This window comes from Cobetia sp. 2AS, assembly GCF_029846355.1.
GTDB lineage: Bacteria > Pseudomonadota > Gammaproteobacteria > Pseudomonadales > Halomonadaceae > Cobetia > Cobetia amphilecti.
The window spans coordinates 599,038-624,538 of sequence record NZ_JARWKQ010000001.1; the positions used below are offsets into that span (position 1 = coordinate 599,038).

The following is a 25,501-nucleotide window of genomic DNA, read 5'->3' on the forward strand; positions in this document are numbered from 1 at the left end:
GCTCGACATCCGCGATCAGCCGAATGTCAGCGACCGTCCAGCGCCAATGGCCCAGTCTTGCGATCCATGAGGAATCCCGATGCGCCAATCACGTTCGCTCGCAGCTGTCTTCTCTTCTACCGCTCTCAAGGGCGCCGTGATGGCTGCCGCGCTGGGCGCGACCACCCTGGGCAGCCTGGCGGCACAGGCTGACACCCTCAAGGTCGGCATGTCGGGCGGCTACTTCCCGTTCACCTTCGTCAAGCAGGACAAGCTGCAGGGCTTTGAAGTGGATGTCCTCAACGCCGTCGGCGAGATCACCGGCGACGACATCGAATTCGTGACCATGAGCTTCTCCGGCCTGATCGGCTCGCTGGAAGCCGGCCGCATCGACACCGTGGCCAACCAGATCACCATCACCGATGCGCGTAAGGCCAAGTTCGCCTTCACCCAGCCCTACGTCTATGACGGGGCTCAGGTGGTCAAGCGTCGCGGCAATGACGAGATCACCGGCGTCGAGTCCCTCAAGGGCCACAGCGTGGCGGTCAATCTGGGCTCCAACTACGAAGCGCTGATGAAAGAGCTGCCCTACGCCGACCAGATCGACATCAAGACCTATGAGTCCAACATCGAGCAGGACACCGCCCTGGGCCGTGTCGATGCCTTCGTGATGGACCGCGTCAGCGCAAGCCAGGTGATCCAGAAGACGCCGCTGCCGCTGGAACTGGCTGGCAAGCCGTTCTCGCGTCTCGAGAACGCACTGCCGTTCCGCAAGGACGCCGAAGGCGAGGCCAAGCGTGACGAGGTGGATGCCGCGCTGACCGAGCTCAAGGAAAATGGCCGCCTGGCCGAGATTTCCAACAAGTGGTTCGGCAACGACATCACCACGCCTTGAACATTGCCCGCTGCGCCCTGATACAAGGGCGCATGCAAGGATGTCATGTGCAAACGGGGTGACGGCTTGACCGTCGCCCCGTTGTCGTCATGTCGACGGGTGTCTTTCCAGACCCTCAGCCAAGCCCCCAGCCTGTCCGGATAACGAATGGATACTCTCAATATCGATTACATGCTTGGCCTGTTGCCGGTCATGCTCAAATACCTGCCACTGACACTCAAGATGGCCTGTATCGGCATGGTGGCCGCGCTGGTGCTGGCCTCGCTGTTGGCGGTAGTGCGGGTGCTCAAGGTGCCGGTGCTGAATGCGCTGACCATCGTGTTCATCTCCTTCTTCCGTGGCACGCCGCTGCTGGTGCAGTTGTTCCTGTTCTACTACGGCCTGCCGCAGGTGATGGCGTTCCTGACCCAGATCGATGGCGTCACCGCGACGATTCTCGGCCTGACGCTGCACTTCTCGGCCTACATGGCCGAATCCATCCGCGCCGCCATCGTCGGGGTCGATCGCAGCCAGACCGAAGCGGCGCTCTCCATCGGCATGACCAATGTCCAGCTGATGCGACGCATCGTGCTGCCCCAGGCGGCCCGCGTGGCGGCCCCCACGCTGATGAACTACTTCGTGGACATGATCAAGTCCACGTCGCTGGCCTTCACGCTGGGGGTGACCGAGTTGATGGGCGCGACCCAGAAGGAAGCGGCCAGCAGCTTCCTGTACTTTGAATCCTTCATCATGGTGGCCATCGTCTACTGGGTGATGGTGGAAGGGCTGTCCTTCGTGCAGCGCTGGATGGAGAAACGTCTCAACAAGGCCTATCAGCGATGATTGCAGTCAGAAACCTGGTCAAGAAATTCGGCGGGCAGGCCGTACTCGATGGCATCACTCTGGAAGTGAAACAGGGTGAGATCATCGTCGTCATCGGCCCGTCAGGCACCGGCAAGTCCACGCTGCTGCGCTGCATCAACTTCCTCGAGCAGCCCGATGGTGGTGAGATCCAGATCGGCGAGCGCAAGGTCGAGGCTACACGCGCCAGCCGTCACGACATTCTCGGTCTGCGTCGCAGCAGTGCCTTCGTGTTCCAGAACTATGCGCTGTTCGCCAACAAGACGGCGCTGGAGAACATTGCCGAGGGCCTGATCGTCGTCAACGGCTGGCCCAAGGCCAAGGCGCACCAGCGAGCGCGCGAGATTCTCGAGCGTATCGGCATGAGCGAGAAGGCGGACGCCTTCCCGGCGGCTCTGTCAGGCGGTCAGCAGCAGCGTATCGGCATCGGGCGCGCCATGGCCGCCCAGGCCGAGGTGATCCTGTTCGATGAGCCGACCTCGGCACTGGACCCGGAATGGGTCGATGAGGTGCTGGAGCTGATGAAGCAGCTGGCGGTCGAGCGCCAGACCATGATCGTGGTCACCCACGAGATGCAGTTCGCGCGGGAAGTCGCCGACCGCGTCATCTTCATGGAAGGCGGACGTATCGTCGAACAGGGGCCGCCGAGCCAGCTGTTCAGTGCACCGAAGGATGACCGCACGCGCGCCTTCCTGCGCAAGGTGCTGGATGAAGTGCCGCCGCAGTGCGCCGAGGGCATCTGATACTGCCCGGTTGAGGGAATGCCCCTCAGGCCACCTGAGGTAACGCCTCGGGCAGCATCTGCGACAGACACAACGGCCACCGCGATATCCATCGCGGTGGCCGTTGTCGTTTCGCTGGCGGTGATCATTGATCCGCTTCTGGTGTTGCAGGGCGCGTTCAGGGCGATGCTTCATGGGGCCGCAGCGCGTGGCTAGCCGTGGCGGGGCATCGAACGCACCTTGTCGAAGGCTTCCTGAAGCGCCATCGAGACGCGCTCTTCCAGCAGCTCCTGCTCGGCGGGCGCCATGTAGAACGCCATGTCGACGTCGTGGCGGATATAGCGGGGCGCCAGCTGGTTGAGCGCGATGCAGGCCACGTCTTCGCGGCTGTCGACATCCATGGCATGGCTATCGGGATGCAAGCGCAGCTGGTCGAGCACCAGCTGCTCCATGTAGTTGTGTACGCCTGCGCTTTCCATGTGTATTGCCTCCTGGTGATGGGTGCTATCTCCCATGCAGGGCCGTGCCCCCTGACATGTCGATCCCTTCAGTGTGCTCATCAGTATGTTCATCCGAGCTGACTCTCTGTGACGCTCTCCCTCCCGCAGGCAAGCAAGGTTGCTGGCGGCAGGACAGTAGGCGGCGGAGTCTTGGGTGTCGCCTGCCGCTCAAGGCCTGTCAGCCGGTCAGCAGGCGGGTTTCCGCCTCTTCAATATGATCAGCCAGTCCCGATAATACCAGTGTATCGCCACACGCCAGCGTCAGGTCGCCGGTGGGTTCTTCCAGGTTCTCGCCACTGGCGCGCACCACGCGTGAGACGAGAATGCCGCACACCTCCGGCAGGGCGATGTCGTCCAGTCGCCGGCCACAGGCCCAGGCATCGGCGGTCAGCGTCAGCGGATGTCGCCGCAGCAGCGGGTTGCCGCGTTTGTCGGTCAGCTGGGACTGCTGACCATGGAAATAGCCATGCAGCATGCTGTAGCGCGCTTCGCGTGCATTCTGGATCGAGCGCGCCACCCGTCGGAAGGGCACCTCGAGATTGACCAGCACATGCGAGACCAGCATCAGCGAGCCCTCGAGCACCTCGGGAATCACCTCGGTGGCCCCGGCGGCCTTGTAGGTCTCGAGGTCCGCGTCATCCTGGGTGCGCACCAGCACCTTGAGGTTCTCGAGTTCCAGCGGCTGGATGGCGCGCAGTATGGCCAGCGCGTGCGAGAGCTGATTGACGGTGATCACCACCTGACGGGCGCGCTCGATACCGAGTGCGCGCAGGATTTCCAGACGCTGCGCATCGCCGAACACCACCGGCTCACCGGCGCTGGCGGCCTCGTGGACGCGGATGGGGTCGGCATCGATGGCGATCCACTCAAGCTTTTCCTGAGTGAGAAATCGCCCCACCGTCTGGCCGACACGCCCGAAGCCGCACACGATGACATGGCCACTGAGCGGGGCGGTGGCGGCGCTCAGCTCCGCGGTGGTGTGCGGGTTCTCCTGAGTGGGTGTGGTGGAGCGACACAGGCGGCGCGTCAGCTGCTGGTTGTGGCGAATCAGGCTTGGCGTGACCACCAGCGAGCCGATGATGATCGCCACCACCAGGCCCACGGTCTCGTTGTCCATCAGGCGTTGCTGACTGGCCAGGGCCAGCAGCGCGAAGCCGAATTCGCCACCCTGGGACAGCACCAGGCCAGTGCGCAGCGCGCTGTCCAGCGGGCGGCCGGAGAGGCGCGCCAGCCCGGTGATCAGCAGTGCCTTGGTCGCCAGCAGGCAGGCCACGCCGATGACGACCCAATACCACTGGGCCAGCAACACCTGCGGGTCCAGCAACATGCCCACCGAGACGAAGAACAGCCCCAGCAGGATGTCGCGGAAGGGTCGGATGTCGGCCTCGATCTGATGGCGGAAATGACTCTCGCCGAGCATCATCCCGGCCAGGAAGGCGCCCAGCGCCATCGACAGGTGCAGGCTGTGGGTCAGCCAGGCGGAGAACAGCGCCACCAGCAGCACGGTGAGCACGAACAGCTCTTCCGAGCGCGCGCGCGAGATTTCCTGGAACACGAACGGCAGCACCCACTTGCCGATCATCAGCATCATCGCCACCAGCCCCAGCCCCTTGATGAGCATCAGGCCCAGGTCACTGAGCAGCTGGCTGCCATCACCGGCCATGGCCGGAATCAGGATCAGGAACAGCAGGGCGGCGAGATCCTGGAACAGCAGCACGCCCACGGCGGCGTGGCCGTGGGGGCTGTCCAGCTCATTCCAGCGCGCCAGTTCCCGCGTGACGATGGCGGTGGAGGAAAGCCCCAGCGCGCCGGCCGCGACCAGCGCTGCCGCCGGTGACAGGCCCAGCGCACAGCCCAGTGCCCAGAACAGCCCGCTGCATACCGCCACCTGACAGGCACCCAGCCCGAATACCGTAGTCTTGAGCGCGCGCATGCGCGGCACCGAGAATTCGAGGCCGAGCGAGAAGAGCAGAAATACCAGCCCGAATTCCGACAGGAAGGCGAGTTCTTCCGGGCGACCGATCCAGCCCGCCAGATGGGGGCCGACCAGAAAGCCGACCGCCAGATAGGCCAGCACCGGCGGCAGATGCAGGCGGCGGAACAGCGCCGCGGCCACTACCGAGGCTCCCAGCAGTATCATCACATCATTGAACAGCGTGTCTGCCATGCGGCCTCCTGGCCTTCCGTGAGCATCATCGGGATAATAGCGTGAACGAACCATGCATGATTTGACGGAGGTCGCATGAATCCGACTGAACAACCCCAGGACGGCGAGATCGCCGGCAATCCCTACGACGAGCTGCGCGCGTTGCTGGCACGTCTGGAAGCGACCATGAAGGCAGCAGACCTGTGGCGCATGGACACGCCATCCCCGCAGGCCTTCATGAGTGTGGAGCCATTCTGTGTCGATCGCATGGACATGGGCCAGTGGCTGCGCTTCGTGTTCATCGCCCGTCTGCAAGCGCTGTGCGATGCCCGTGCGCCGTTCCCCGCCAAGTGTGAAGTGGCGCCGGCCATCGAGGCCTGGTTGAAGGATGCCCGCCCCGAGCGCCGCGTGGCGATGACGGAAGTGATTCGCGAGATCGACACGCTGATCACGACGCACTGAGCCTCCTCTACCCGACACCGCCCACTGTGCCCCTATGCAGGCGTGATGCCCTCGCATTGCGCCTCGAGACAACTGTCAGGAGCTTGCATGGCCTATTACTTCGCCTACGGCAGCAACATGAATCCGGCGCGTGTCGAGGCACGCATCGGCGAGACGCGACGGGCCGAGCATGGTTGGCTGCAAGAGCATCGCCTGAGTTTCGACAAGGCCTCTCGGGTCGATGGTATCGCGCATGCCAACGTGCAGCCTGCGCCGGGCGAGCGCGTCGAAGGCGTGCTGTATGAGTTGCTCGAGGCCGAGCAGATCACGCTGATGGACCCCTTCGAAGGCCGCCCGCATGAATATGAGCGTTTCCTTCATCCCATCATCACCCGCGAAGGCGTGATCGACGCCTGGGTGTATGTGGCGCTGCCCGAGCGCACCGCCGAGGGCCTCAAGCCGGCACGAGAATACCTGGAGCACCTGCTTGGCGGGCGTGACTTCCTGACGCCGGACTACTTCACGGCGCTGAGCGGCGTCGAGGCCGTGCATGCGCTGGATGACGCCACCCTGGCTCAGCTGGGCCTGTCGCGCACTACGCCGCGCTGACGGTCGCCAGACAGCGGACGGGCGTCTGTCATCTGTTTTCTGTCAGCTGTCGTGTGGCAACAAAAAAGCCCGCCTCTCGTTGGAGAGGCGGGCTTTCGTGTTTCTGGTCACGCTGCGCGACTGATTGGCGTGATCCTCAGTCCTGCGCGGCCAATGCCGGGTCCAGGTTCGTCTGGTCACGACGGCTGGCCAGCATGCCGATGATCAGCCCCGCCAGCGCCGGCGTCAGCCAGCCCAGATTCATCGAGGCCAGCGGCAGCAGCGGCTCGATGCGGTGCGAGATGGCCATCAGCGAGTCGATGCCACTGGCTTCGAAGCCATCCAGCAGGCTGACCAGCAGCGTCAGGCCCAGGGTCCAGGCGAACACGCGCGGCGCATCGTGCAGGCGCGGACGCAGGTAGGACAGCAGCGTCAGCACCAGCACCAGCGGATAGAGCGTCACCAGTACCGGAATCGAGACGCTGATCAGGGTCGAGAGGCCTAGGTTGGCGATCAACGCCGAGGCCACGGCCATCACGATCACCAGCAGGCGGTAGGGCACGCTCGGCAGCAGGCGATGGAAGAACTCGCCGCAGGAGGTCAACAGGCCCACCGCGGTGGTCAGGCATGCCAAGGTGATGACCAGCGCCAGGATCAGCTTGCCGGCATCGCCGAACAGTGCCTCGACGTAGACCGGGATCAGCTCGCCCTTGGCGGCTTCGCTGACCAGTGCATGGCTGGTGGCGCCCATGTAGGTCAGCGGCAGGTAGACGGCGGCCAGACAGATGGCGGCGATGGCGCCGGCCCACAGGGTGTAGCGGGTCACGTCAGCGGTCGCGGTGATGCCGCGTGCCTTGATCGCCGAGACGATCAGGATGCCGAACACCATCGAGGCCAGCGCATCCATGGTCAGGTAGCCCTGTTGGAAGCCGGTCATGAACGGCGTCTCGGCCCACTCGGGGCTTACCGGCCCCAGCGGTCCCTGCGGGTCGATGATGGTAAACAGCGCGATCAGCGCCAGCAGCGCGATCAGCAGCGGCGTCAGCCACTTGCCGACCACATCCATCAACTTGCCCGGGCTCAGCGCGATCAGCGTGGCGATGCCGAAGAACAGCACCGAATGCAGGGCCAGGCCGCTCTGTGCTGACATGTCGATGAAGGGGCGCATGCCCATCTCGAAGGCCACGGTGCCGGTGCGCGGAATCGCGAACATCGGCCCGATGGACAGGTAGATGGCGACGCCGAAGGCCGCGGCCGCCCACTTGGGCAACGGCGAGGTGATCTTGTCGAGGCCGCCGCCGATCACGGCCACCGCGACGATACCGGCCAGCGGCATGCCGACACCGGTGGCCAGAAAGCCCAATGCCGCAGGCCAGAATTCGGCACCCGCGCCCTGACCCACCTGAGGCGGGAAGATGATATTGCCTGCGCCCAGAAAGAGGGCAAAGGTCATGAAGCCCAGCGCCACGATATCGAGGCTGGAAAGTCGTGTTTTCACTATGACGTCCTACGGATTCAGCAGATGCGTTGCAGCAGGCATCATCAGGTGACCGATGAGGTGGTCGGTCAGGCAAGAAGACGTGCCGAGAAGCCGTTGGCTAGCGACAGGGGTGGGTCACCAGCAGACCCGGGAGCAGCGGGGTAGTGTTGCGCGCGGGTCGAATGGCGAGATCAGGCTGACGGATTGTCGCCACCCTGATCTGACGCGGCGCATTATCGTTGATTTCACGTAGCAAGACAAAGTCACCAGCAAGCCACGCGTCAGGCTCACTGCGCGGCAGGTGCCGAGGGCGGTAGTGGAATGAAGCTCGGCCAGTCGTCCGGCACTACGAAGATGCGCCATTGCTGGCGAGGCGAGCTGGCGGTGGTCGGCTCGCCGTCAGGCGCCGCCACGCTGCGCTCCAGCCACAGCTGGCGGGGGTGTTGATGCGTGCGCTGGGGGCTGTGCTGCTGAACCGGTTCGTCCGGCCTGAGGTCATCAGCGGCAGGTGGCACGAAGTGATCGCGCAGCCAGCGGTCCAGTTCATGCCATGGTTGTAGCGACGCCACGGGCGGGGCGGCCAGCCAGGCAGGTTTTTCCCTGACACAGCCCAGCAGTGGGCCGCCATGCATCGGGGAGGCCTCGAGGGTCTGGCAGAAGGCAGCAAACTGGCTGACGCTCATCCACCAGCCGGCCTGGCGCGCACTCTCGGGGTGGCAATGGCGGGGCGAGGGCAGACAGTCGGCGGGAGCTACGTCTGGCTGCCAGGGGCGAAACAGGCAGCCGGGCAATGCCAGTTGCTGGCCTGCAAGCAGCGGGGCAGACGGGCTTTCTGCCGACGGTGGGTTCGTCTCGCTCGCGCCTGCCTGTCTGGCCAGTGCTTGTCTGGCCAGTGCTTGTCTGGTCAGTGCCTGGCGGATCGTCTGCTGTCCGCGCTCGGTATAGGCCAGGGGCAATTGATGCTCAAGGCTGCGCTGATACTTGATGGCGAGGCTGTCGGCGCCGCCGGGGCCTATCCAGCGTGCGGGGCTGTCGGCCGCTTCGGGGCCTTCGGGCAGGCCGAGATAGAACTTGATCGCGACCTCCAGGTGCGTGGGCGCCGTGTCCTGCGCCGCCAGATAGAGCATATCCAGCTCGCCCAGCGTGATCTTGCTCTGGGAAATCCTGAGGTTGTTGACCAGCAGGCGACTGCCGGGCGCATGTGCCAGCACGAATTGCCAGAGCAGCTCATGGTAGTGGCCCAGGCGATAGTGGCGGCGCTCATTCACGGCGGCCTCGAGCGCGTGGGGCGCCTGCTCCAGCGTCATCAGCCAGCGGTGGCGGACGCGGTCATCCTCCAGCCCGAGTGCCGCCAGGGACGGGCGCGGATAACGCGCAAGCTGCAAGAGATCCGGGGCACTCAGAAGCCAGGCGATATCCCTGACGCGCGGGTGACTGTAGCGCGCGCAATCGCGGCGCAGGTCGCAGCCGGTCGCACAGGGGGAGTCGGCCCATTGGGCAAAAGGGGGCGATGACTCGGCTGCACCGGGCGATGCATGGGGCGGGGCTTCGGGCTCGATAGGCATGACGCCAGTGTATCCCACGTCGGATGACGGTCGATAATGCGTGGCACCGTTCGGGCCTGGCTCTGTGTGAACCGAGCCGAGTGCTGCTTGCCAGCCGTGGTGTCACGCTGGCGCTCCTTTCCTCTCTCTATCTACTCCCTTCTCCCTTCTCCATTCCCACTGTCTTCTCGCTCTGTCTTCTCGCTCTGTCTTCTCGCTCCTTTTCCTCACTCGCCACTCTTTACGCCAGTTATTACGACACCCTTTACGCCAGTTATTACGACACCCTTTACTCCAGTCTTGCGCTGCTCACGCGACACTTTCTCACCGCTTTCTTGACGCTCTTCCAACACGTTCTGCTGTCCGCCGACGGAAATGCGACGGCAGTCCCCAGGCTGTCATCATTTTGACATCGTTGCGTGGGTCGCCTAAGCGATTGAAAACGTTAGGATTACTTCGCGTGGGTGAGTGAGGGTGCTTCAGTCCGGGTTGGCAGAGCGCTGAATTGATTCGCTGGGGGAATCAATCCTGTTCCGGTGCGGGGATATATCCCGCGGCTCGCGAGGTTCACAATGCATTCCATCAATGTTGCAGCAAATATGCAGGGCTGATGAGGCGGTATTGACCTCGAGCTCCTGGTTGTCGAGCGACATGAATCTTCTCGACATCAGTGGGCAAGGCGTCACCGACTGACAGTGTGAGGGGCAGAATCCACACCCTGAACAATCGGTCAATGAATATTCGTAAAGATTGATGTGCACAATTTCTTGCTGCTGGACGCTGTTTTCAGGCGTCTCAGCCAAAGCAAAAAGAAAAATACGCATTTTCTTGTTTTTGTGGCATCCAGTTCTGCTGTGGCGACGTATAACTCATCAGCACAGCAAGACACACCCTGCAGCGTGCAGCATGTTCGACCAAGGTGGTGGGCGAGACACTGTCTTCCTCAACCAAAGTCGATAGTGATCTGCCAGGCCGAAGCGCCGCTCAAGGGGATGGGCCAGCACGCAAACAAGGAATTCTTGCACTCTCCATGTTGTACAAATCTTTTTCAGAGCCGCTGCAATAGCTTTATGGGTGATGAGAGGGGCAGGAGGGTCAATCGCTGGGGAAGGCCGTTTGTATCCAGTGGCGTTGCTCAAAGAGAAACAGTGAGCTTCCAGTTGCACGGCTAGTTTGAACGCAGCTTAACCATTAGTCTGTTAATCATCGAAACGCAGCACGCACCACAGTCAGTGAAGGCCAGGACCCGGACAGGGGTCAGCAAACCACTCCTTCACTGACTGACAACGACTCAAAGCGGAAGCATCCGCACCAGGACCAGGAGATACACCATGAAAAACATTTCCCTCAAGACTCTGATCGCTACCGTCGCCATCGCCACTGCCAGCACCTCCGTGTTCGCAGCCGACGATAGCCCCGCCGCCGTGCGCGTCCAGAACGCCATCAGCAGCCAGCAGATCATGGGCCAGACTCAGCCGGCTGCCACCAGCCAGCAGAGCTTCTCCGAAACGGGCATGAGCGTTGCTGCCGGTCGCGTTGAGCAGGCGCTCAATGCTGACCACATCCGCGGCGTCGATACCGCTGCCGTGTCCCAGGCCAACGCCACCGTCAATGATCAGGGCAAGAGCGTCGCCGCTAGCCGCGTTCAGCAGCACATCAGCGACAACGCCTGAAGCCGGGTAGGTCACGCTGACAACTCAGTGACCCCCGAACATCGCCTCACCTGACATTCGACTTTGCCCATTTCTGGAGAATCATCATGAAAACCCTGACTTCCCTGATCGCCGCCGCTGCCATTTCCATTGCTGCCACCGGCGTTGCCACCGCTGATGAAAGTGTTGCCGATGCCCAGGTGCGTGCCGCACTGAGCGAACAGGTCATCCACGGCCAGGCGCAGCCCGCCGCGACGCAGCTGAATGCTGCCGAGTCCGGCATGAGTGCCGCTGCCAACCGTGTCGAGCAGTCCCTGAACGCCGACACCATCAAGGGTGAACAGACGCACGCCGTCACCCGCGGCCAGAGCCTGAGCAACGACAACGGCAAGAGTGTCGCGGCATCACGCTTTGAAGATGCGCTGAACGACAACGCCTGAGTCTGCAGGTCCTGATTCATGACCCCAGGACCACAGCAGCACTGATCTCCCTTTTATCTATTCGCTATTCACCTTTTTTGGAGTCATCTCATGAAAACCCTCAATGCCCTTATCGCCGCCGTTGCCCTGTCCGTGACCGCCACTGGCGTCGCCAATGCCGATAGCGTTGCCGACCAGCAGGTTCGCGCCAACATCAGCGAATCCGTGATCCACGGTCAGGCCCAGCAGGCAGCCACTCAGCAGCAGGCCATCACCGATGCAGGCAAGAGCGTTGCGGCCAGCCGTGTCGAGCAGGCGCTGAACAGCCAGACCATCAAGGGCCAGCAGGCGCAGGTCACTCGCGACACCCAGCAGTTCGTCAATGATTCCGGCAAGAGCGTTGCCGCGTCACGTGTCGAGCATGCCCTGAACGACAACGCCTGATGCGTCGCGCCGTCACACTGACGGCACCCAAGACAGACTCTGCTTGCGACCTGGCTGACCTTGTTGACTCGGCTGGCCCAGTTGACCCGAACAAAGATTTCCCTGGAGATATTTCATGAAAATGCTCAATACCCTCATCGCCGCTACCGCGCTTTCCGTTGCTGCCACCGGTGCTGCCTTTGCAGACAGCGTCGCTGACCTTCAGGTGCGTTCTGCGCTCAGCGAATCCAGCATCCACGGCCAGGCCCAGTCCGCCGCCTCCGAGCAAGGCACCTTTGCCGATACCGGCATGAGCGTTGCCGCGGGCCGTGTCGAAAGCTCCCTCAACGATGCTGCGATCGAAGGTCAGCGCGAGACACTGGCGTCCGACTCCCAGCAATTCGTCAACGATGCTGGCAAGAGCGTTTCCGCGACTCGCGTCCAGCATGCCCTGAGCGAAAGCGTCTGATTCAGATTGTCCGATTCAGGTTGTCTGAGCCCCGCTCTGATTCGTGACAACGCATAGCAGCAACTGACTCAAGTGTCCCCGCAGCAAGTGTCGTCATGAGCAGCAGCAAGAGTTTTAAGCAGCTAGAGCTTGAAGATCTAAAAGCGTGAACAAGCCAGTCGTACAGCAGTGTCACTGACACTGATCGCCAGGTGATACCTCGTCGCGAAGTGCAACGACAGTCTGACCCTTCCTGAAATGGCCAGTGACTGTCGGGAGTCATCCCGCGCAGCGACGCCCCGTGGCTCGTACGATGACGTAGAAGGGCCCCCCATGGGCAAGCCTGAACAGCGCGCCATCGTAAGTCGCATCCTTATGGGTAGTGCTTGTTGATGGTCTTTGATAATTGTTCACGTGGGTAATATCAAGTATCAACTCTGATAGATATCTCGCCTGGATATACCCAGTACATGAAGCGATCAATGATGTGTCACTTCATGGCAACTCGATAGTGAAAATGAACGGAGGATAGAAAGATGATCAAGTCATTCATGACTCACGGCCTGGCAGCGTTTGCCCTCGCCACCAGCGGTCTGGCCAGTGCCGATATCAGCACTGATGACAGCAGCAATGCGCGTTTCAATAGCGCTCAATCTCACGGCATTCACAGCGAAGTGCGTGATTATCAGAAGAGTGAAAAGCGCTACGCCGCAAATCCTGACATTCTGATCACCAGCCGTGGCAATGTGTTTGCCGATAGTGATGTGCATGGTGCAGTCGATATCGACGCCGACCATCGCTGAGCTTTCGATGATGATGGTTCACACGACTTCATGCCGTAAGTTGTCATTGCGAAACAATTGAAGCGCTGTGATTTGATTGCCGTTGCTTGAATCACCGCGCAGCGATGATCGAAGGCGTAGGCACTGATGCGCAAGCCAGTGACTACCGAAATTCAGGGAAAGCGAAAGGAAATATCCCAGACGTAGAGACACTTGGATAGTGAGCAGAACGCTTGAGTAAGGGCTTTGGGCCCCTCCACCAGCCCGTCTTGAACGACTCGGTGGCAAAACCCTTTCTCAAACGCTTTCCTGTCCTGGGTGTCGCTGTCCCGACATTCATTGCCCGCCACCATGGCGGGTTTTTTTATGCCCGGATTCATGCTGTACGCAACATGAGGCACGCAGGTGGCAGATGCCAGCGTCAATGGTAGGCTGGGCGGCATTCCCCTTCTTACCGACCGGAGCTGAATATGAGTGACGCATCACAGCAGCATGGCCACCGTGCCCCTCAGATCATCGAGCCGAACGCCCAGGCGGATGCCTGCGTGATCTGGCTGCACGGCCTGGGTGCTGACGGCAGTGATTTCGTGCCCGTGGTGCCTGCGTTGGGTCTGCCTGAGAATCACGGCGTGCGTTTCGTCTTTCCGCATGCACAGGAGCTGGCCGTGACCGTCAATGGCGGCATGCGCATGCCGGCCTGGTACGACATTCTCGAGATGAATCTCGGGCGGCGTGTCGATGAGGTGCAGCTGCGTGAATCCGCAGCCTACGTGCATGCCTTGATCGAGGAGCAGATCGCCCAGGGCATCGCCAGTGAGCGCATCATTCTGGCCGGCTTCTCCCAGGGCGGCGCGGTGGTCTATGAGGCGGCGTTGAGCTGCGAGCGTCCGCTGGGCGGCTTGCTGGCGCTCTCGACCTATTTCGCGACCAGCGCGACCATTGCGCCGAGCGCCGCCAATCAGGGCCTGGCCATCAGTGTCCATCACGGTACCCACGACGATATCGTGCCGCTGGCACTGGGCGAGGCGGGCGCCGAGAGTGCGCGTGCATTGGGGCATCCGCTGGAATGGCAGACCTGGCCGATGGCGCACGCCGTGTGTCTCGAGGAAATCGAGGCGATCGGTGAGTGGTTCAAGGCGCGTCTGCTGGCCTGATCGGCCGCTAGGCAATAACGCCGCTGACGGAGTGATCCGTCAGCGGCGTTTTCATGTGCTGCCATCTGTCCCGTCAAGCGCCGACAGGCCTCATGTCAGATGCTGGTCGCGCTCAGCAGCGATAGCGGTAGGCGAGGTGTTCATCCTTGCGCGGGCCGGTGATGCGCCAGTCGAGATCAAAGCCCAGGGCATTGCCCGCCTCATCGCGCACGATGACCAGCGTGGCGGCGTAGAGATCATCGATGCACAGATGCGCTTCACGACTGACGAAGTGATCTTCGCCTCGAGCGCCGTCGGCCACCAGGTCGAACAGGAAGACGGCGGCATCGCGGCCACGACGCTCATGACTGAGCGACAGCGCCGCGCCATCCGCGGCCAGCTGCCAGCGATAGCGGTTGTGGAAGTTGACGCTGGATGACTGGCCCTCGAGCTGGAACTGGCCCTGCTCGAGAAATACCACGCTCTCCGCTTTTTGCTGAGCCGCCTGTCGTGCCCCGTCGTGGGGGGAAGCTGGGGCTTCGCGGGTGACCGTCACCTCGCCGCTTCCCTGCCCAGACCAGGCATTGCGCGAGGCCGGGCCGGAGCGTGACGAAAAATCCAGCCGGCGAATCTGCGCGAGCAGCGCATAGAGGGTTACAATTGGTGTCAACTTCTTCTGGCTACCGGGTTTACTCGTCATGTCCTACCTGATTGGTGTCACGGCCCTCTGGGCCTTCTCGTTTTCCCTGATCGGCGTCTATCTGTCCGGTCAGGTCGATAGCTATCTGGCCGTACTGACGCGTATCGCGCTGGCGTGCCTGATCTTCGCGCCATTCATGCGCCCGCGGGCGATCAGCGGTCGTCTGCGCTTCCAGTTGATGGCCATCGGCGCGATCCAGCTTGGCCTGATGTACATCTTCTTCTATCGCTCCTTCCTGCTGCTGCCTGTGCCGGAAGTGCTGCTGTTCACCATCTTCACGCCCATCTACATCACCTTGCTCGATGACCTGATGAACAAGCGCCTGTCGCCATTCTACCTGCTGACCGCCGCGATTGCGGTGCTGGGTGCGGCGATCATTCGCTACGACGGGGTCAGTGACGGCTTCTGGCTCGGCTTTGCGGTCGTGCAGGGCGCCAATCTGTGCTTTGCCATCGGGCAGGTGGCCTACCGTCAGGTCGCTCCGCAGCTGCCGGCGGATGTCGCCCATCGCCATGTGTTCGGCTGGTTCTATCTCGGCGCGCTGGCGCTGGTGATCGTGATGTTCCTGCTGTTCGGCAGTACCGACAAGCTGCCGTCGCAGCCGGTGCACTTCGTGGTGCTGGGCTGGCTGGGCATCGTGGCCTCGGGGCTGGGCTACTTCCTGTGGAACAAGGGCGCAACCCGGGTCGATGCCGGCACGCTGGCGATCATGAACAATGCGCTGGTGCCGGCGGGCCTGCTGGTCAATCTGCTGATCTGGAACCGCGACGCCGATCTGGCGCGTCTGGCGCTGGGTGGGGCGGTCATCGTGGCGGCACTGGTGATCAATCAGGTGTGGGCGCGCCGCCGCGAGCAGGCGCTGCGCATGGCCTGAAAGTCTGTGCCATAAGCAAATCCAGACATCGCACCTCAATCAGCCCTCGCCCTGTGCGAGGGCTGATTGCAGGTGAGCGGTGAGGCGCGCCAGTATGTCCTGCTGGCGGGGAGCCGTGTCAGAGGGCCGCGCAGCGCTCTGCGTCACTTCCTCACCGAGCTGGGCCGCATTGAGACGCAGTCCGGACTGTTCGGCATTGAACAGGCTGCCGGGCAGGGTGGCGATGCCTGCATTCAGCAGGTCCTGATGCAACTGCTCCAGCTGGCGCGCCTCAAGGCTGGGCAGGCCACACCATTGCAGATAGCCGCCGCTCGGCGGCGGCAGCCAGACTCGGTCACCCAGTGCTGCACTCAGGTGCGCGCGCAGACGTTCCAGGCGGCGCGCATAGCAGCGTCGCATGCGCTGCACATGGCGGCCGTAATCCCCGCTGGTGATCAGTTCGCTCAGGGCAGCATGCATCCACGGCATGTCGCCCATGCCATTGGCCCAGCGTGCTCGAATCATCGCCTGCAGCCCCAGTGGTGACTCCTGCTCGGGCCGTGACAGCCACAGCCAGCCGCAGCGGGTGCGGGGGTCCAGCGTCTTGGAAAATGATCCGAGACTGATCAGCGCAGGCATCGGCCTGTCGGCATGGCGGTGGGCGAGGTCGGCCAGCCACGGCTGGCGGGTATCGAAACTCAGCTCGGCAAAGGTGGTGTTCTCGACCAGCAGGATGGCGTGGCGGGCCGCCAGTGCCAGCAGGCGGTGGCGATCTGGCGTGCTCAGCTGTCCGCCCAGGGGATTGTGGCCATCCGCGGTCACGATCAGGGCATCCAGCGTCAGGGCGGGCGTCTTGTCATCATGACGTTCGAGCAGACGCTCGAGCGCCTCGACATCCAGTCCTTGGTGCGCGCGGGCAGGAATGGCGATCGCCTGATGGCCCTGGGCTTCGATGGCGGCCACGATGCCGAAATAGCCCGGCGCTTCGACGCCGACCCGGCAGCGGCCCTTGGCGGCCCGCAGCTGGCCGAGCAGCAGTGACATGCCATGCTGTGCCCCCTGGCTGATCAACAGGGCGTCGCTGTCACAGGGATGACCGTGGTGACTGAGGTGCTGGGCGATGGCGGTGCGCAGCGCGCTCGAGCCCGGCGGCAGGGCATAGGCGCTGGGATGCTGGGCATGCGCCCCGAGCTGAGTGCGCGCCAGACGATACAGGCGTCGCACGGCGGGGGCGTCCAGCTCCGGATGAGCGGCACCCAACGGCGCCAGGCGCGGATCGCTGGCATTCGCCATCGCCTGCCAGGCCGGGTCACTGATGGTGAGGGTGGTGATGGCACGTGGCCTGTGATGTGACTCCCGCTGCCCGTGCTGCGATTCGCCGGGGTGACGAGATGAAGCTGGACTGGTCTGCGAGCCGCCATTCAGGGCGCCATTCAGGGCATCCGCGTCGTGAGCAGCCTGCGTCGCTGGCGCGACCCGATAGCCGGCACGCGGTTCGGCGATGATCAGGCCCGCCGCCTCCAGCTCGCCATAGGCACGAATCACGCTGTTGAGGCCGAGTCCCGACTGCGCCGCCTGCCGCCTGAGCGAAGGCAGGCGCTGTCCCGCGCTCAGTTTGCCCGTCGCCATCTGGGCCTTGAGTCGCTCGACCAGCTGCTGATAGCGCGGCAGCGTCGCGGCAGTGGCGCCTGAGCTGGCGATTGAGCTGGCGATTGAGCTGGTGGTTGAGCTGATGGCATCGCCGGCAAGCGAAGGGCGGCTGGCGGACGAAGCGTGCTCGGCGGATGACATGCCTGTCTGTACCCCTTGAATTGGTGATTATCTGTATCTTGTGCCCCCTTGAGGGTTCGCGGCAAGCTGAAGGCTCATGTCGTGGTCCCGTCGGTGCATATCCTGCACCTGCCCCGGGCCGACCGCTTGTCATTTCTCTCGCTGGAGTCTGCGTGATGTGGATGCCACTTTGCTTCGTGTTTCTGTTCGCCAGCGGCTTCATCGCCGCACGCTTCGGTACCCTGGACGCTGAACCCTTCACCTTGCTGCTGGTGCGCAGCCTGCTGGTGCTGCCGGTGCTGGGGTTGATTCTGTGGCTGCGCCGCAAGCCGCGTCAGTGGGGGCGGCGCAACGACCGTCTGGCGCAGATGGGCATCGGCATGCTGTTGCATGGCGCCTATCTGGGTGGCGTGTTCGCGGCGGTCAAGGCGGGGCTGCCGGCGGGCCTGACGGCGCTGCTGGTCAGCCTGCATCCCCTGGTGACGGTGGCCTTGTCACTGCCGTTGTTCGGCGTGCGGCTGGGGGCCAAGCAGTGGGCGGGGCTTGGCTGTGGCGCCATCGGCGTCAGCCTGGTGCTGGGGGCAGGGCTTGCCAAGGACGGCGCGGGCACCCTGGAGTGGCCGCTGATCGGGCTCGTCTGGTGTCTGGTGGCGCTGATCGGCGTGTCCAGCTCGACGCTGTGGCAGAAGCGGGTCTCCGGGCGCATGGGGCTGGTCGAGGGGCTGATGTTCCAGTATCTCGGTGCGGGCGCGGTGTTCGTCGTCGCCGCGACCAGTGTCGGCAGCTTTGCCTTTGACCCCACGCCGCGTCTGCTGCTGACCATGGCCTGGCTGGTGATCGCCATCTCGGTCGGCGCCATCTGGCTGCTGATGCTGATGCTGGAGCGTGGCGAGGCCCACCAGGTTGCGCGCACCTTCTTCCTGGTACCGCCGTGTGCCGCGCTGATGGCATGGTGGCTGTTCGATGAACAGTGGACCGCGCTGATGGTGGCGGGCGCGGCACTGGTGGTGCTGGGGCTGGTGCTGGACCGCCCGCGTCCGGGCAAGGTGAGCAAGGCGCCGGTCGACGAGGCCACGCCGCCTTCGCCCTCAACTCTCTCAGCCTCATCGACTGCAACAACTTCCAATGCTTCGGCAACGACGAACAGTGGGCAAGCCGCCCCGCGCTGAGGCGTGCCGAGCGCACAACTCACAACGCACAACGCACAACGCACCAAGTACAAAGCACAACGCCCCGCCGGCCCGAGATGGGCTGGCGGGGCGTTGTCGTCTCTGGCCAGTCAGATGCGCTTGATCAGCAACGCTAGCCAGGAAGTGGCTGATCAGAAGCGATAGCTGATCCCGGCCATGGTCACGATGGGGTCGATCTCGACCTTGTCGTTGACGCTGCCCGCCACGGTGACATCGGAATCGATATCCAGATACCAGGCGGCGACGTTGGCCGCCCAGTGCTCGTTGATCACCAGATCGACGCCGATCTGTGCGGCCGCGCCCCAGCTGTCATCCATCTCGAGCTTGGTGCCATCGTCGAGGGTTTCATCGGAGAAGTGGGTGTAGTTGACGCCTGCACCGATGTACGGCTGGATGCGCGATTCACGTCCGCCAAGCGGGTAGTACTGCAGTGTCAGGGTCGGCGGCAGGTGATCGACGGAACCGGCTTTCTGGCCATTGAGCGAGATGTCGTGGTCGAAATCCTGCGCCGCCAGCAGTTCGATACCGAAGGTGTCGGTGAAGCGATAGCCGAGAGTGAAGGCAAAGGCGCTGTCATCATCGACATCCACATCGGCACCGATGGCATCGATGCGACCGTTGTCACTCTTCGGCGAGACCTTGGCGACACCCGCTCGCGTCCAGAACTGCCCGGCGCCGTAGTTGAGAGAGCTGAGAGAGCTGAGAGAGTTGAGAGAGCTGTGAGAGCCGCCATTCAGCGAGTCGGCGGCCATGGCCGGTGCGGCGCCGAGAGTCGCGAGGCTGGTGAGGCCTGCCAGTGCCAGAAGCTGCCACGGGCGTGCTGCAGAGCGCGGGCTACGCGAAGTCAGGTGCGCGGGGAGGGAGGCTGAGCGAGTGACGACGTCGGACATGATGGCTCCTGAAGGATGGCGGGAAACAATGCCCTCATTCTAGGTAGCCGAATTTCGAGAAATTTGATCTGGGGCAAGAGTTTACGGGCGTTCTTGCTCGGTCAGGGACGTGGTTGATCCAGGTCAATTTCTGCGCCACGTCGCTCAAGATCCGCCGTGTAGCCGTTGGCTGCCCACAACGAAAACGCCGCAGACCCGAAGGTCTGCGGCGTTTGTGTGTGATGCCCATCTGGCGCCTGGACGGCTCGGCGTTGCCGAGCTCCATCGCTGGCGTTTTCATGACGCGGCATCACACGGCTTGCCAGGTACTCGCTGGAGGCATGTTCACGCCTCGCGCAAGGACTTAGAAGCGGTAGGTGACACCGGCACCGACAGTGACCGGGTCCAGCTCGGTGTCGTTCACGTCCTGACCGGCGATCTTGGTATCGGCCTTGACGTCGGCGTAACGAGCGAAGCCGTTGACGGCCCAGGCTTCGGTGATCTTGAGGTCCACACCCAGCTCGGCAGCGGCGCCGTAGCTGTCGTCGATGTCCATGCTCTGGCCACCGGCAGACTCACCGGAGAAGTGGGTGTAGTTCAGGCCGACACCAGCGTACGGCTGGACGCGGGCTTCAGTACCGCCCAGCGGGTAGTACTGCAGCATCAGGTTGATCGGCATCTGATCGAAACCACCGGCGCTGTTTTCCCAGTCAGTGCTGAATTCTTCAGTGGACTGCAGGGCGATGGCCAGGTTGTCGTGGAACATGTAGCCCACGGAACCGGCGAAGCCAGACTCATCCTTGGCGATCAGACCGTTGCCGTTGTTGCTCTTGCCGTCGACCTTGGCAACGCCACCGCGCAGGAAGATGTCACCCTTGCCATAGGCCATGGCGGATTGTGCGCCCATTGCCATGGTGCCGGCGATAACAGTAGCGGTCAGGATCTTGATAGCTTTCATGTGTAGTTCTCCTTGAAGCTTGGCTTCGTGAGCTGCCTGTCAGCAGTGCCTCGCTACCCTACGGCTTGGGCCGTGTGCTCTGCGTGGCTGCGTCGATCAGGGGACGCTGCGAACTATAAAAAACAGCGTTCTGTTTAGCAAGCATTTTTTTAGAACGTTGTTTGAAAACTTATTAGGCGTCCTGTTAGCGGATGTTACCGATTATTTCAGGGAAGTTTAATGTCTCACGAGTGAGACTTGTGCTGACGCATTCGAGCGACATCCTCATTCATCCTCGCGCAAGGTGACCAAGACCTTGGTCGCATGCCGTGCGCGAGGTTAGTGCTCACTACGCCAAAGTCGTCACCGGGCTCTGCAGGCTCAGCGACGCTTGCGTGCGGCGCGTGCTTCCAGCTCTTTCAGCCACTGACTGACCTCGGCGCTCTGCGCATCCGCATCGCGATAGACGGCAAGAAATTGTCGCCATTCATCGTGCTGCCAGCCCTTCAGGCGGCGCCACAGCACGTAGAGATCGCGCAGACACTCGTGGCGGCGCAGCACGAAGCGGCGCGTCTTCTCGAGGTCGATGATGACGGCGTCCATCTGCCAGGTGCTGTCCGGCGACTCACTCGGCGGGCGACTCAGGAAGAGGTGCTTGGGGAACAGGCAGCCATGCATCAGGCCAGCCTGATGAATCTCGCGAACGAGGCGGGCGCTGGCGGTGATGACCTGAGAGCGCATGCCCGCGTCGAGCTCTGACCAGCGTTCATGCCAGTGGTCCAGGTCATCGCGCCCGGCGAGATCGAAGGTGATCAGGATGGCGCGCCATTCCCGGCCTGCGCGCCGCTCGCCGTACCAGCCGGCGTCCACTGCCGGTATTCCCAGCGCGTGATAGTGGCGGATGGCACGCCATTCGCGAGAGAAGGTCGGTTCGCCCAGCGGGCGCGCCAGGCTGCGGCCCAGGTGGTTGGTCTGGCGCTTGAGATAGAGGCGATGGCTATTGCCGTCTTCATCCTCGAGCGTCAGCAGCGAAACCGTCGAGACGCCGCCGCGTTCACGATTCGGCGCGTCGACGTCGTGGGCTGCCACTTGCCACAGGGCATCGAAGCTATTGAGGTCGTGCTGCTCCAGCAGGCGGGCGAGGCCGGCTTCGCAGTAATCGCCGTGGCCGCGCGGCGCCGTGGCGCTGGGGCTGGTGGTGGCGGTGTGACCAGCAGAGGGATGAATGGGGGAGCGATGCGTCATGTCAGGTAGGAATCACGGTCTCGGGTGATAGGCGGTAAGCGTTCACTGGCAATCCTTGTCGGTGAGCGCTGCGATGACTGGCCATGATAGTTAGCCTGCTGGGGAAGTGACAGGCCTGCGGCACAAAACTCTCGTTCCCAGCGCGTCAATGGCGCGGGGCCGTGATGGCTTGCTGCGCGGCGCCTGGCGGCGCTTGGGTGCGCCAGTCGGTCGCAGCGTGGTGCAACGTCGCAGTGTGGTCGATGGTCGCAGCGCGCGCAGGGGTGCGCAGAGTCAGCGTTGAGATGGCGCCAGGCCAGCGAGCCCCATCGCTCCAGCATCCATGCGGCTTGCAGCGGAGTTGTCCAGTGACAACAGGCACTTGGCGGAGGTGGCGGGTGCGACATTCGCCCGGTGAGTGCGACAACCTGACATCTGGAGACTGGCGCGGGAGGGTAGACAATGCCGACCAAGGTCTTGGTGCCACGGTGCCATTGCCTGTGTGCTTGCCGGCGAGAGTCGGCCTGATGCGTCCGCCCGACGTCGGTGGCAAGCGCATGCAGGGACGGCAGCCTGACCGTCCGCCTTATCGCAAAGGGGTTAAGACATGATCTCCGATACCGTCGTGGAGCTGTCGCGGTTCCAGTTCGGCATGACCGCGCTCTACCACTTCCTGTTCGTACCATTGACCATCGGCATGGCTTTCCTGCTGGCCATCATGGAATCCCTGTATGTCATGACCGGCAAGCAGGTCTACCAGGACATGACCAAATTCTGGGGCAAGCTGTTCGGCATCAACTTCGCCCTTGGCGTGGCCACTGGCCTGACGATGGAATTCCAGTTCGGCACCAACTGGGCCTACTACTCGCATTACGTCGGCGACATCTTCGGTGCGCCGCTGGCCATCGAGGGCCTGGTGGCCTTCTTCCTGGAATCCACCTTCGTCGGCCTGTTCTTCTTCGGCTGGGACCGCCTGACCAAGCGTCAGCACCTGATGGTGACCTGGCTTGTCGCCTTCGGCTCCAACTTCTCGGCGCTGTGGATCCTGATCGCCAACGGCTGGATGCAGAACCCTGTCGGTGCGGCCTTCAATTTCGAGACCATGCGCATGGAGCTGACCAGCTTCGCGGATGTCATCTTCAACCCGGTCGCCCAGGCCAAGTTCGTGCATACCGTGTCGGCCGGCTATGTGACCGGCGCCATGTTCGTGCTCGGCATCAGCGCCTTCTATCTGCTCAAGGGGCGTGACCTGGGCTTCGCCAAGCGCAGCTTCGCCATCGCCGCCGCCTTCGGCCTGTTCTCGGTGGCCTCGGTGATCGTGCTGGGCGATGAGTCCGGCTACGAGGTCGGGGATGTCCAGAAGGCCAAGATGGCCGCCATCGAGGCGATGTGGGAAACCGAGCCGGCGCCGGCGTCCTTCACGCTGATCGGACTGCCCAACGAGGAGACCCAGCACACCGATTACGGCATCCATATTCCCTATGTCATGGGCCTGATCGGCACGCGCTCGCTGGATACCGAGATCCCCGGCATCAAGGAGCTGACCGAGGAGCACCGCGGACGCATCCTCAATGGCATGCAGGCCTATGACCTGCTCCAGCAGCTGCGTGATGGCCAGGACGACATCGCCACCCGCAAGGCCTTCGATGCGGTCAAGGATGATCTCGGCTACGGCATGCTGCTCAAGCGCTACGTCGAGACGCCCTCCGATGCCACGCCGGAGATGATCGACAAGGCCGCCGCCGACTCGATTCCGCCGGTCGCGCCGATGTTCTTCTCGTTCCGCATCATGGTTGCCTGTGGCATGGCGATGCTGGTGATCTTCATCGCTGCGGTGTGGATGACCGCCAAGCACCGCTTCGACGTGCGGCCCTTCCTGTGGATCTGCCTGCTGTCGATCCCACTGCCGTTCATCGCCGTGGAAACCGGCTGGTTCGTGGCCGAATTCGGACGTCAGCCGTGGGCGGTGGGGGAGATCCTGCCGACCTTCATGGCGGCCTCGAGTCTGGATGAGTCCGACCTGTGGTGGTCCATCGGTGGCTTCCTGGCCTTCTACAGCCTGTTCTTCGTCATCGAGATGTGGCTGATGTTCCACTTCGCGCGCAAGGGGCCGTCTTCCCTGCACACCGGTCGCTATCACTTCGAGCGCGGCGGCATCCACCATGGCGCCATGTCCGAAGATGACGGCATGTCACTCAATCCTTCGCTGTCATTCAAGGAGTAACGGATCATGTGGGATTACGAGATCCTCAAGCTGTTCTGGTGGGTGGCGGTAGGGCTGCTGCTGATCGGCTTCGTCATCACCGATGGCATGGACATGGGCGCGGCGATGCTGATGCCGCTGGTCAGCCGCAGTGACAGCGAGCGCCGTGTGGTGATCAATACCCTGGCCCCGCACTGGGATGGCAATCAGGTGTGGCTGGTCACGGCCATTGGCGCGGTGTTCGCGGTGTGGCCGGTGGTCTACGGCGCCGTGTTCTCCAGCTTCTATTTCGCGATGCTGACCATCCTGTTCTCGCTGTTCTTCCGCCCGCTGGGCTTTGACTACCGCTCCAAGCTCGAGAACACCCAGTGGCGCGGCTGGTGGGACCGCGGCATCGTCGCCGGCAGTCTGATTCCCACCGCCTTCTTCGGGCTGATCTTCGGCAACCTGCTGCAGGGCGTGCCGCTGGAAGTCGATCAGTTCATGCGTGCCAGCTACGCCGGCAGCTACCTGGGCCTGTTCAACCCCTTCGCCTTGCTGTGCGCCGCGCTGTCGGTGGTGATGGTAATGCTGCATGGCGGTACCTGGCTGGTGGCACGTGCCGATGAGGCCGTCGCCGCACGCAGCGCGCGTCTGGTGCAGCCGCTGGGCCTTTTGACGTTGGGGCTGTTCGCGCTGGGCGGCCTGTGGGTGTGGCTGTCCGGCATGGGCTACAGCATCGATCAGATGGGCGATACCGCTTCGGCCTTGAAGCTGCTCGACAAGCAGGTCGGGCCGGGCAGCTGGCTGGATGTTTATGCACGTGAGCCGTTGACGCTGCTGGCACCGCTCAGCGTGGTGGTCGGTGTGCTGGCCGCGATGGTGCTGTCGGCTCGGCGCAAGGGCGGCGCGGCCTTCACGGCAAGCTCCGTCGGGGTAGGGGGTGTGGTCGCCACCGCCGGCATCAGCATGTTCCCGTTCATCGTGCCGTCCTCGCGCATGAGCGAGGCCAGTCTGACGCTGTGGGATTCCGTTTCCAGCGAGCTGACGCTCTCCATCGTCACCGTGGCGGGACTAGTGATGGTGCCGACCATCATCCTCTACACCACCTGGTGCTACGTGAAGATGTGGCGTCGCGTCAACGTCGCGCATATCGAGCAGGACGGTCACAGCCTGTATTGAGGTGCGCTGGGCTGATCTGACCTGAGTTGAGCTGGCCTGAATTGAGTTGAGCTAGCTGAGCCAATTGCTTCCATTTGCTATCAACAGGCGAGGGCAGTGCCCTCGTCAGGAGACGACACCATGTGGTATTTCGCCTGGATTCTCGGTGTGTTGCTGGCCTGCTTCGCGGGCATCATCAATGCATTGTGGCTTGAGCAGACCCACACCTTTGACGATGATTGAGTGAGGCGGCCCCCAACGTTACTTCTGCGCCGCTGACCGTTCCGATCAAGGAGAGCTCGATGTCACGACCCTGGTACGCCTCACGACCACCGGCCTGGTGCCGAACTCGACCTGCCCATCTGGCCTCGCTGCTCCTGTCTGCCATGGTGGCCATCTGGATGCTGCTGGGGCCGGATGCGATTGCCTCGATGCAGACAGGGCCGCGCTATCTGATGTTGCTGGTCGCGCTGTGGGGGCTGGGCGCCGGCTTTACGCATGGCGTCGGCCTGGTGCCGCGCCATGCGACCCGCGCCTGGCTGCTGGGGGCGCCGCTGAGCTGGTGTCTTCTGCTCATCACGCTGGTGGCCCTCGCGTCCAGCCAGTAACGCGATTGCGCAGAC

The 25,501-nt window shown here is 63.0% G+C and carries 26 protein-coding genes; 17 read left to right on the top strand and 9 right to left on the bottom strand.

Annotated elements, in window-relative coordinates; all coding sequences use genetic code 11:
- The first annotated feature begins 139 nt into the window (after positions 1 to 139).
- The 3 genes from QD356_RS02560 to QD356_RS02570 all read left to right on the top strand — a co-directional run bounded on the left by QD356_RS02560 (position 140) and on the right by QD356_RS02570 (position 2,457).
- A complete protein-coding gene (locus QD356_RS02560) occupies positions 140 to 874 on the top strand; it encodes an amino acid ABC transporter substrate-binding protein (RefSeq protein ID WP_043335456.1) in 735 nt (244 codons plus the stop codon).
- Positions 875 to 1,021: 147 nt separating this feature from the next.
- Positions 1,022 to 1,696 (top strand): amino acid ABC transporter permease, encoded by a 675-nt coding sequence (locus tag QD356_RS02565; protein WP_043335389.1) that lies wholly within the window; start codon positions 1,022 to 1,024, stop codon positions 1,694 to 1,696.
- On the top strand, positions 1,693 to 2,457 hold the full coding sequence (locus QD356_RS02570; protein WP_131431600.1) for an amino acid ABC transporter ATP-binding protein: 765 nt from the start codon (positions 1,693 to 1,695) through the stop codon (positions 2,455 to 2,457). Before QD356_RS02565 ends, QD356_RS02570 begins: the two co-directional genes overlap by 4 nt.
- A gap of 191 nt (positions 2,458 to 2,648) precedes the next feature.
- Here QD356_RS02570 and QD356_RS02575 read toward each other — a convergent pair whose 3' ends face one another.
- Positions 2,649 to 2,915: a late competence development ComFB family protein gene (locus QD356_RS02575; protein WP_054556810.1), complete on the bottom strand. Its 267-nt coding sequence runs from the start codon at positions 2,913 to 2,915 to the stop codon at positions 2,649 to 2,651.
- A gap of 199 nt (positions 2,916 to 3,114) precedes the next feature.
- Entirely contained in the window at positions 3,115 to 5,103 is a 1,989-nt protein-coding gene (locus QD356_RS02580; RefSeq protein WP_192837882.1) for a cation:proton antiporter, read from the bottom strand.
- A gap of 75 nt (positions 5,104 to 5,178) precedes the next feature.
- Between QD356_RS02580 and QD356_RS02585 the strand changes: the two genes are divergently transcribed.
- Together QD356_RS02585 and QD356_RS02590 are read left to right on the top strand one after the other, a co-directional pair.
- Positions 5,179 to 5,544: a YqcC family protein gene (locus tag QD356_RS02585; RefSeq protein WP_054556809.1), complete on the top strand. Its 366-nt coding sequence runs from the start codon at positions 5,179 to 5,181 to the stop codon at positions 5,542 to 5,544.
- 87 nt (positions 5,545 to 5,631) lie between these two features.
- Positions 5,632 to 6,132, top strand: a complete 501-nt coding sequence (locus tag QD356_RS02590) for a gamma-glutamylcyclotransferase family protein (RefSeq protein ID WP_192837883.1) — start codon at positions 5,632 to 5,634, stop codon at positions 6,130 to 6,132.
- Between the two features lie 136 nt (positions 6,133 to 6,268).
- Here QD356_RS02590 and brnQ read toward each other — a convergent pair whose 3' ends face one another.
- Both brnQ and QD356_RS02600 read right to left on the bottom strand, forming a co-directional pair.
- Positions 6,269 to 7,609, bottom strand: a complete 1,341-nt coding sequence (gene brnQ / locus QD356_RS02595) for a branched-chain amino acid transport system II carrier protein (RefSeq protein WP_279876672.1) — start codon at positions 7,607 to 7,609, stop codon at positions 6,269 to 6,271.
- A gap of 269 nt (positions 7,610 to 7,878) precedes the next feature.
- Positions 7,879 to 9,156 (bottom strand): DUF1853 family protein, encoded by a 1,278-nt coding sequence (locus QD356_RS02600; protein ID WP_192837884.1) that lies wholly within the window; start codon positions 9,154 to 9,156, stop codon positions 7,879 to 7,881.
- A 1,310-nt stretch (positions 9,157 to 10,466) separates the two neighbouring features.
- Between QD356_RS02600 and QD356_RS02605 the strand changes: the two genes are divergently transcribed.
- From QD356_RS02605 to QD356_RS02630, 6 genes are all read left to right on the top strand, one after another.
- Positions 10,467 to 10,808, top strand: a complete 342-nt coding sequence (locus QD356_RS02605; protein ID WP_107335218.1) for a hypothetical protein — start codon at positions 10,467 to 10,469, stop codon at positions 10,806 to 10,808.
- Positions 10,809 to 10,894: 86 nt separating this feature from the next.
- On the top strand, positions 10,895 to 11,227 hold the full coding sequence (locus QD356_RS02610; RefSeq protein WP_192837885.1) for a hypothetical protein: 333 nt from the start codon (positions 10,895 to 10,897) through the stop codon (positions 11,225 to 11,227).
- A 90-nt stretch (positions 11,228 to 11,317) separates the two neighbouring features.
- Positions 11,318 to 11,650: a hypothetical protein gene (locus QD356_RS02615; protein WP_043335408.1), complete on the top strand. Its 333-nt coding sequence runs from the start codon at positions 11,318 to 11,320 to the stop codon at positions 11,648 to 11,650.
- A 115-nt stretch (positions 11,651 to 11,765) separates the two neighbouring features.
- On the top strand, positions 11,766 to 12,098 hold the full coding sequence (locus tag QD356_RS02620; RefSeq protein WP_192837886.1) for a hypothetical protein: 333 nt from the start codon (positions 11,766 to 11,768) through the stop codon (positions 12,096 to 12,098).
- 515 nt (positions 12,099 to 12,613) lie between these two features.
- Positions 12,614 to 12,880: a hypothetical protein gene (locus tag QD356_RS02625; protein ID WP_192837887.1), complete on the top strand. Its 267-nt coding sequence runs from the start codon at positions 12,614 to 12,616 to the stop codon at positions 12,878 to 12,880.
- A 449-nt stretch (positions 12,881 to 13,329) separates the two neighbouring features.
- Entirely contained in the window at positions 13,330 to 14,013 is a 684-nt protein-coding gene (locus QD356_RS02630) for a carboxylesterase (RefSeq protein WP_192837888.1), read from the top strand.
- 112 nt (positions 14,014 to 14,125) lie between these two features.
- Here QD356_RS02630 and QD356_RS02635 read toward each other — a convergent pair whose 3' ends face one another.
- Complete coding sequence (locus QD356_RS02635; RefSeq protein WP_192837889.1) at positions 14,126 to 14,692, bottom strand: DUF6314 family protein; 567 nt, start codon at positions 14,690 to 14,692, stop codon at positions 14,126 to 14,128.
- Between QD356_RS02635 and QD356_RS02640 the strand changes: the two genes are divergently transcribed.
- On the top strand, positions 14,691 to 15,566 hold the full coding sequence (locus QD356_RS02640) for a carboxylate/amino acid/amine transporter (RefSeq protein ID WP_043335420.1): 876 nt from the start codon (positions 14,691 to 14,693) through the stop codon (positions 15,564 to 15,566). The genes QD356_RS02635 and QD356_RS02640 overlap by 2 nt on opposite strands.
- 39 nt (positions 15,567 to 15,605) lie before the next feature.
- Here QD356_RS02640 and QD356_RS02645 read toward each other — a convergent pair whose 3' ends face one another.
- Positions 15,606 to 17,336: a PLP-dependent aminotransferase family protein gene (locus QD356_RS02645; protein WP_192837890.1), complete on the bottom strand. Its 1,731-nt coding sequence runs from the start codon at positions 17,334 to 17,336 to the stop codon at positions 15,606 to 15,608.
- 155 nt (positions 17,337 to 17,491) lie between these two features.
- On the opposite strand from QD356_RS02645, the gene QD356_RS02650 reads away from it, so the two are divergent.
- Positions 17,492 to 18,484, top strand: a complete 993-nt coding sequence (locus QD356_RS02650) for a DMT family transporter (RefSeq protein WP_192837891.1) — start codon at positions 17,492 to 17,494, stop codon at positions 18,482 to 18,484.
- Positions 18,485 to 18,636: 152 nt separating this feature from the next.
- On the opposite strand, the gene QD356_RS02655 is transcribed toward QD356_RS02650, so the two are convergent.
- The 3 genes from QD356_RS02655 to QD356_RS02665 all read right to left on the bottom strand — a co-directional run bounded on the left by QD356_RS02655 (position 18,637) and on the right by QD356_RS02665 (position 21,556).
- The gene (locus tag QD356_RS02655; protein WP_192838248.1) at positions 18,637 to 19,257 is read right to left on the bottom strand and encodes an OmpW family outer membrane protein; all 621 of its coding nucleotides are present in this window, start codon (positions 19,255 to 19,257) and stop codon (positions 18,637 to 18,639) included.
- A 481-nt stretch (positions 19,258 to 19,738) separates the two neighbouring features.
- Positions 19,739 to 20,332, bottom strand: a complete 594-nt coding sequence (locus QD356_RS02660; RefSeq protein ID WP_054556795.1) for an OmpW family outer membrane protein — start codon at positions 20,330 to 20,332, stop codon at positions 19,739 to 19,741.
- 360 nt (positions 20,333 to 20,692) lie between these two features.
- Positions 20,693 to 21,556, bottom strand: coding sequence for a lipopolysaccharide kinase InaA family protein (locus tag QD356_RS02665; RefSeq protein ID WP_192837892.1), 864 nt, complete (start codon positions 21,554 to 21,556; stop codon positions 20,693 to 20,695).
- A gap of 586 nt (positions 21,557 to 22,142) precedes the next feature.
- Between QD356_RS02665 and QD356_RS02670 the strand changes: the two genes are divergently transcribed.
- The 4 genes from QD356_RS02670 to QD356_RS02685 all read left to right on the top strand — a co-directional run bounded on the left by QD356_RS02670 (position 22,143) and on the right by QD356_RS02685 (position 25,486).
- Complete coding sequence (locus QD356_RS02670; protein WP_192837893.1) at positions 22,143 to 23,759, top strand: cytochrome ubiquinol oxidase subunit I; 1,617 nt, start codon at positions 22,143 to 22,145, stop codon at positions 23,757 to 23,759.
- 6 nt (positions 23,760 to 23,765) lie between these two features.
- Positions 23,766 to 24,899 carry a cytochrome d ubiquinol oxidase subunit II gene (gene cydB, locus QD356_RS02675; RefSeq protein WP_192837894.1) on the top strand — a complete coding sequence of 378 codons (1,134 nt, stop codon included), beginning with the start codon at positions 23,766 to 23,768 and terminating at the stop codon, positions 24,897 to 24,899.
- 120 nt (positions 24,900 to 25,019) lie between these two features.
- Entirely contained in the window at positions 25,020 to 25,121 is a 102-nt protein-coding gene (gene cydX / locus QD356_RS02680) for a cytochrome bd-I oxidase subunit CydX (protein WP_024951692.1), read from the top strand.
- 59 nt (positions 25,122 to 25,180) lie between these two features.
- On the top strand, positions 25,181 to 25,486 hold the full coding sequence (locus QD356_RS02685) for a cyd operon YbgE family protein (protein ID WP_192837895.1): 306 nt from the start codon (positions 25,181 to 25,183) through the stop codon (positions 25,484 to 25,486).
- Positions 25,487 to 25,501 lie beyond the last annotated feature (15 nt).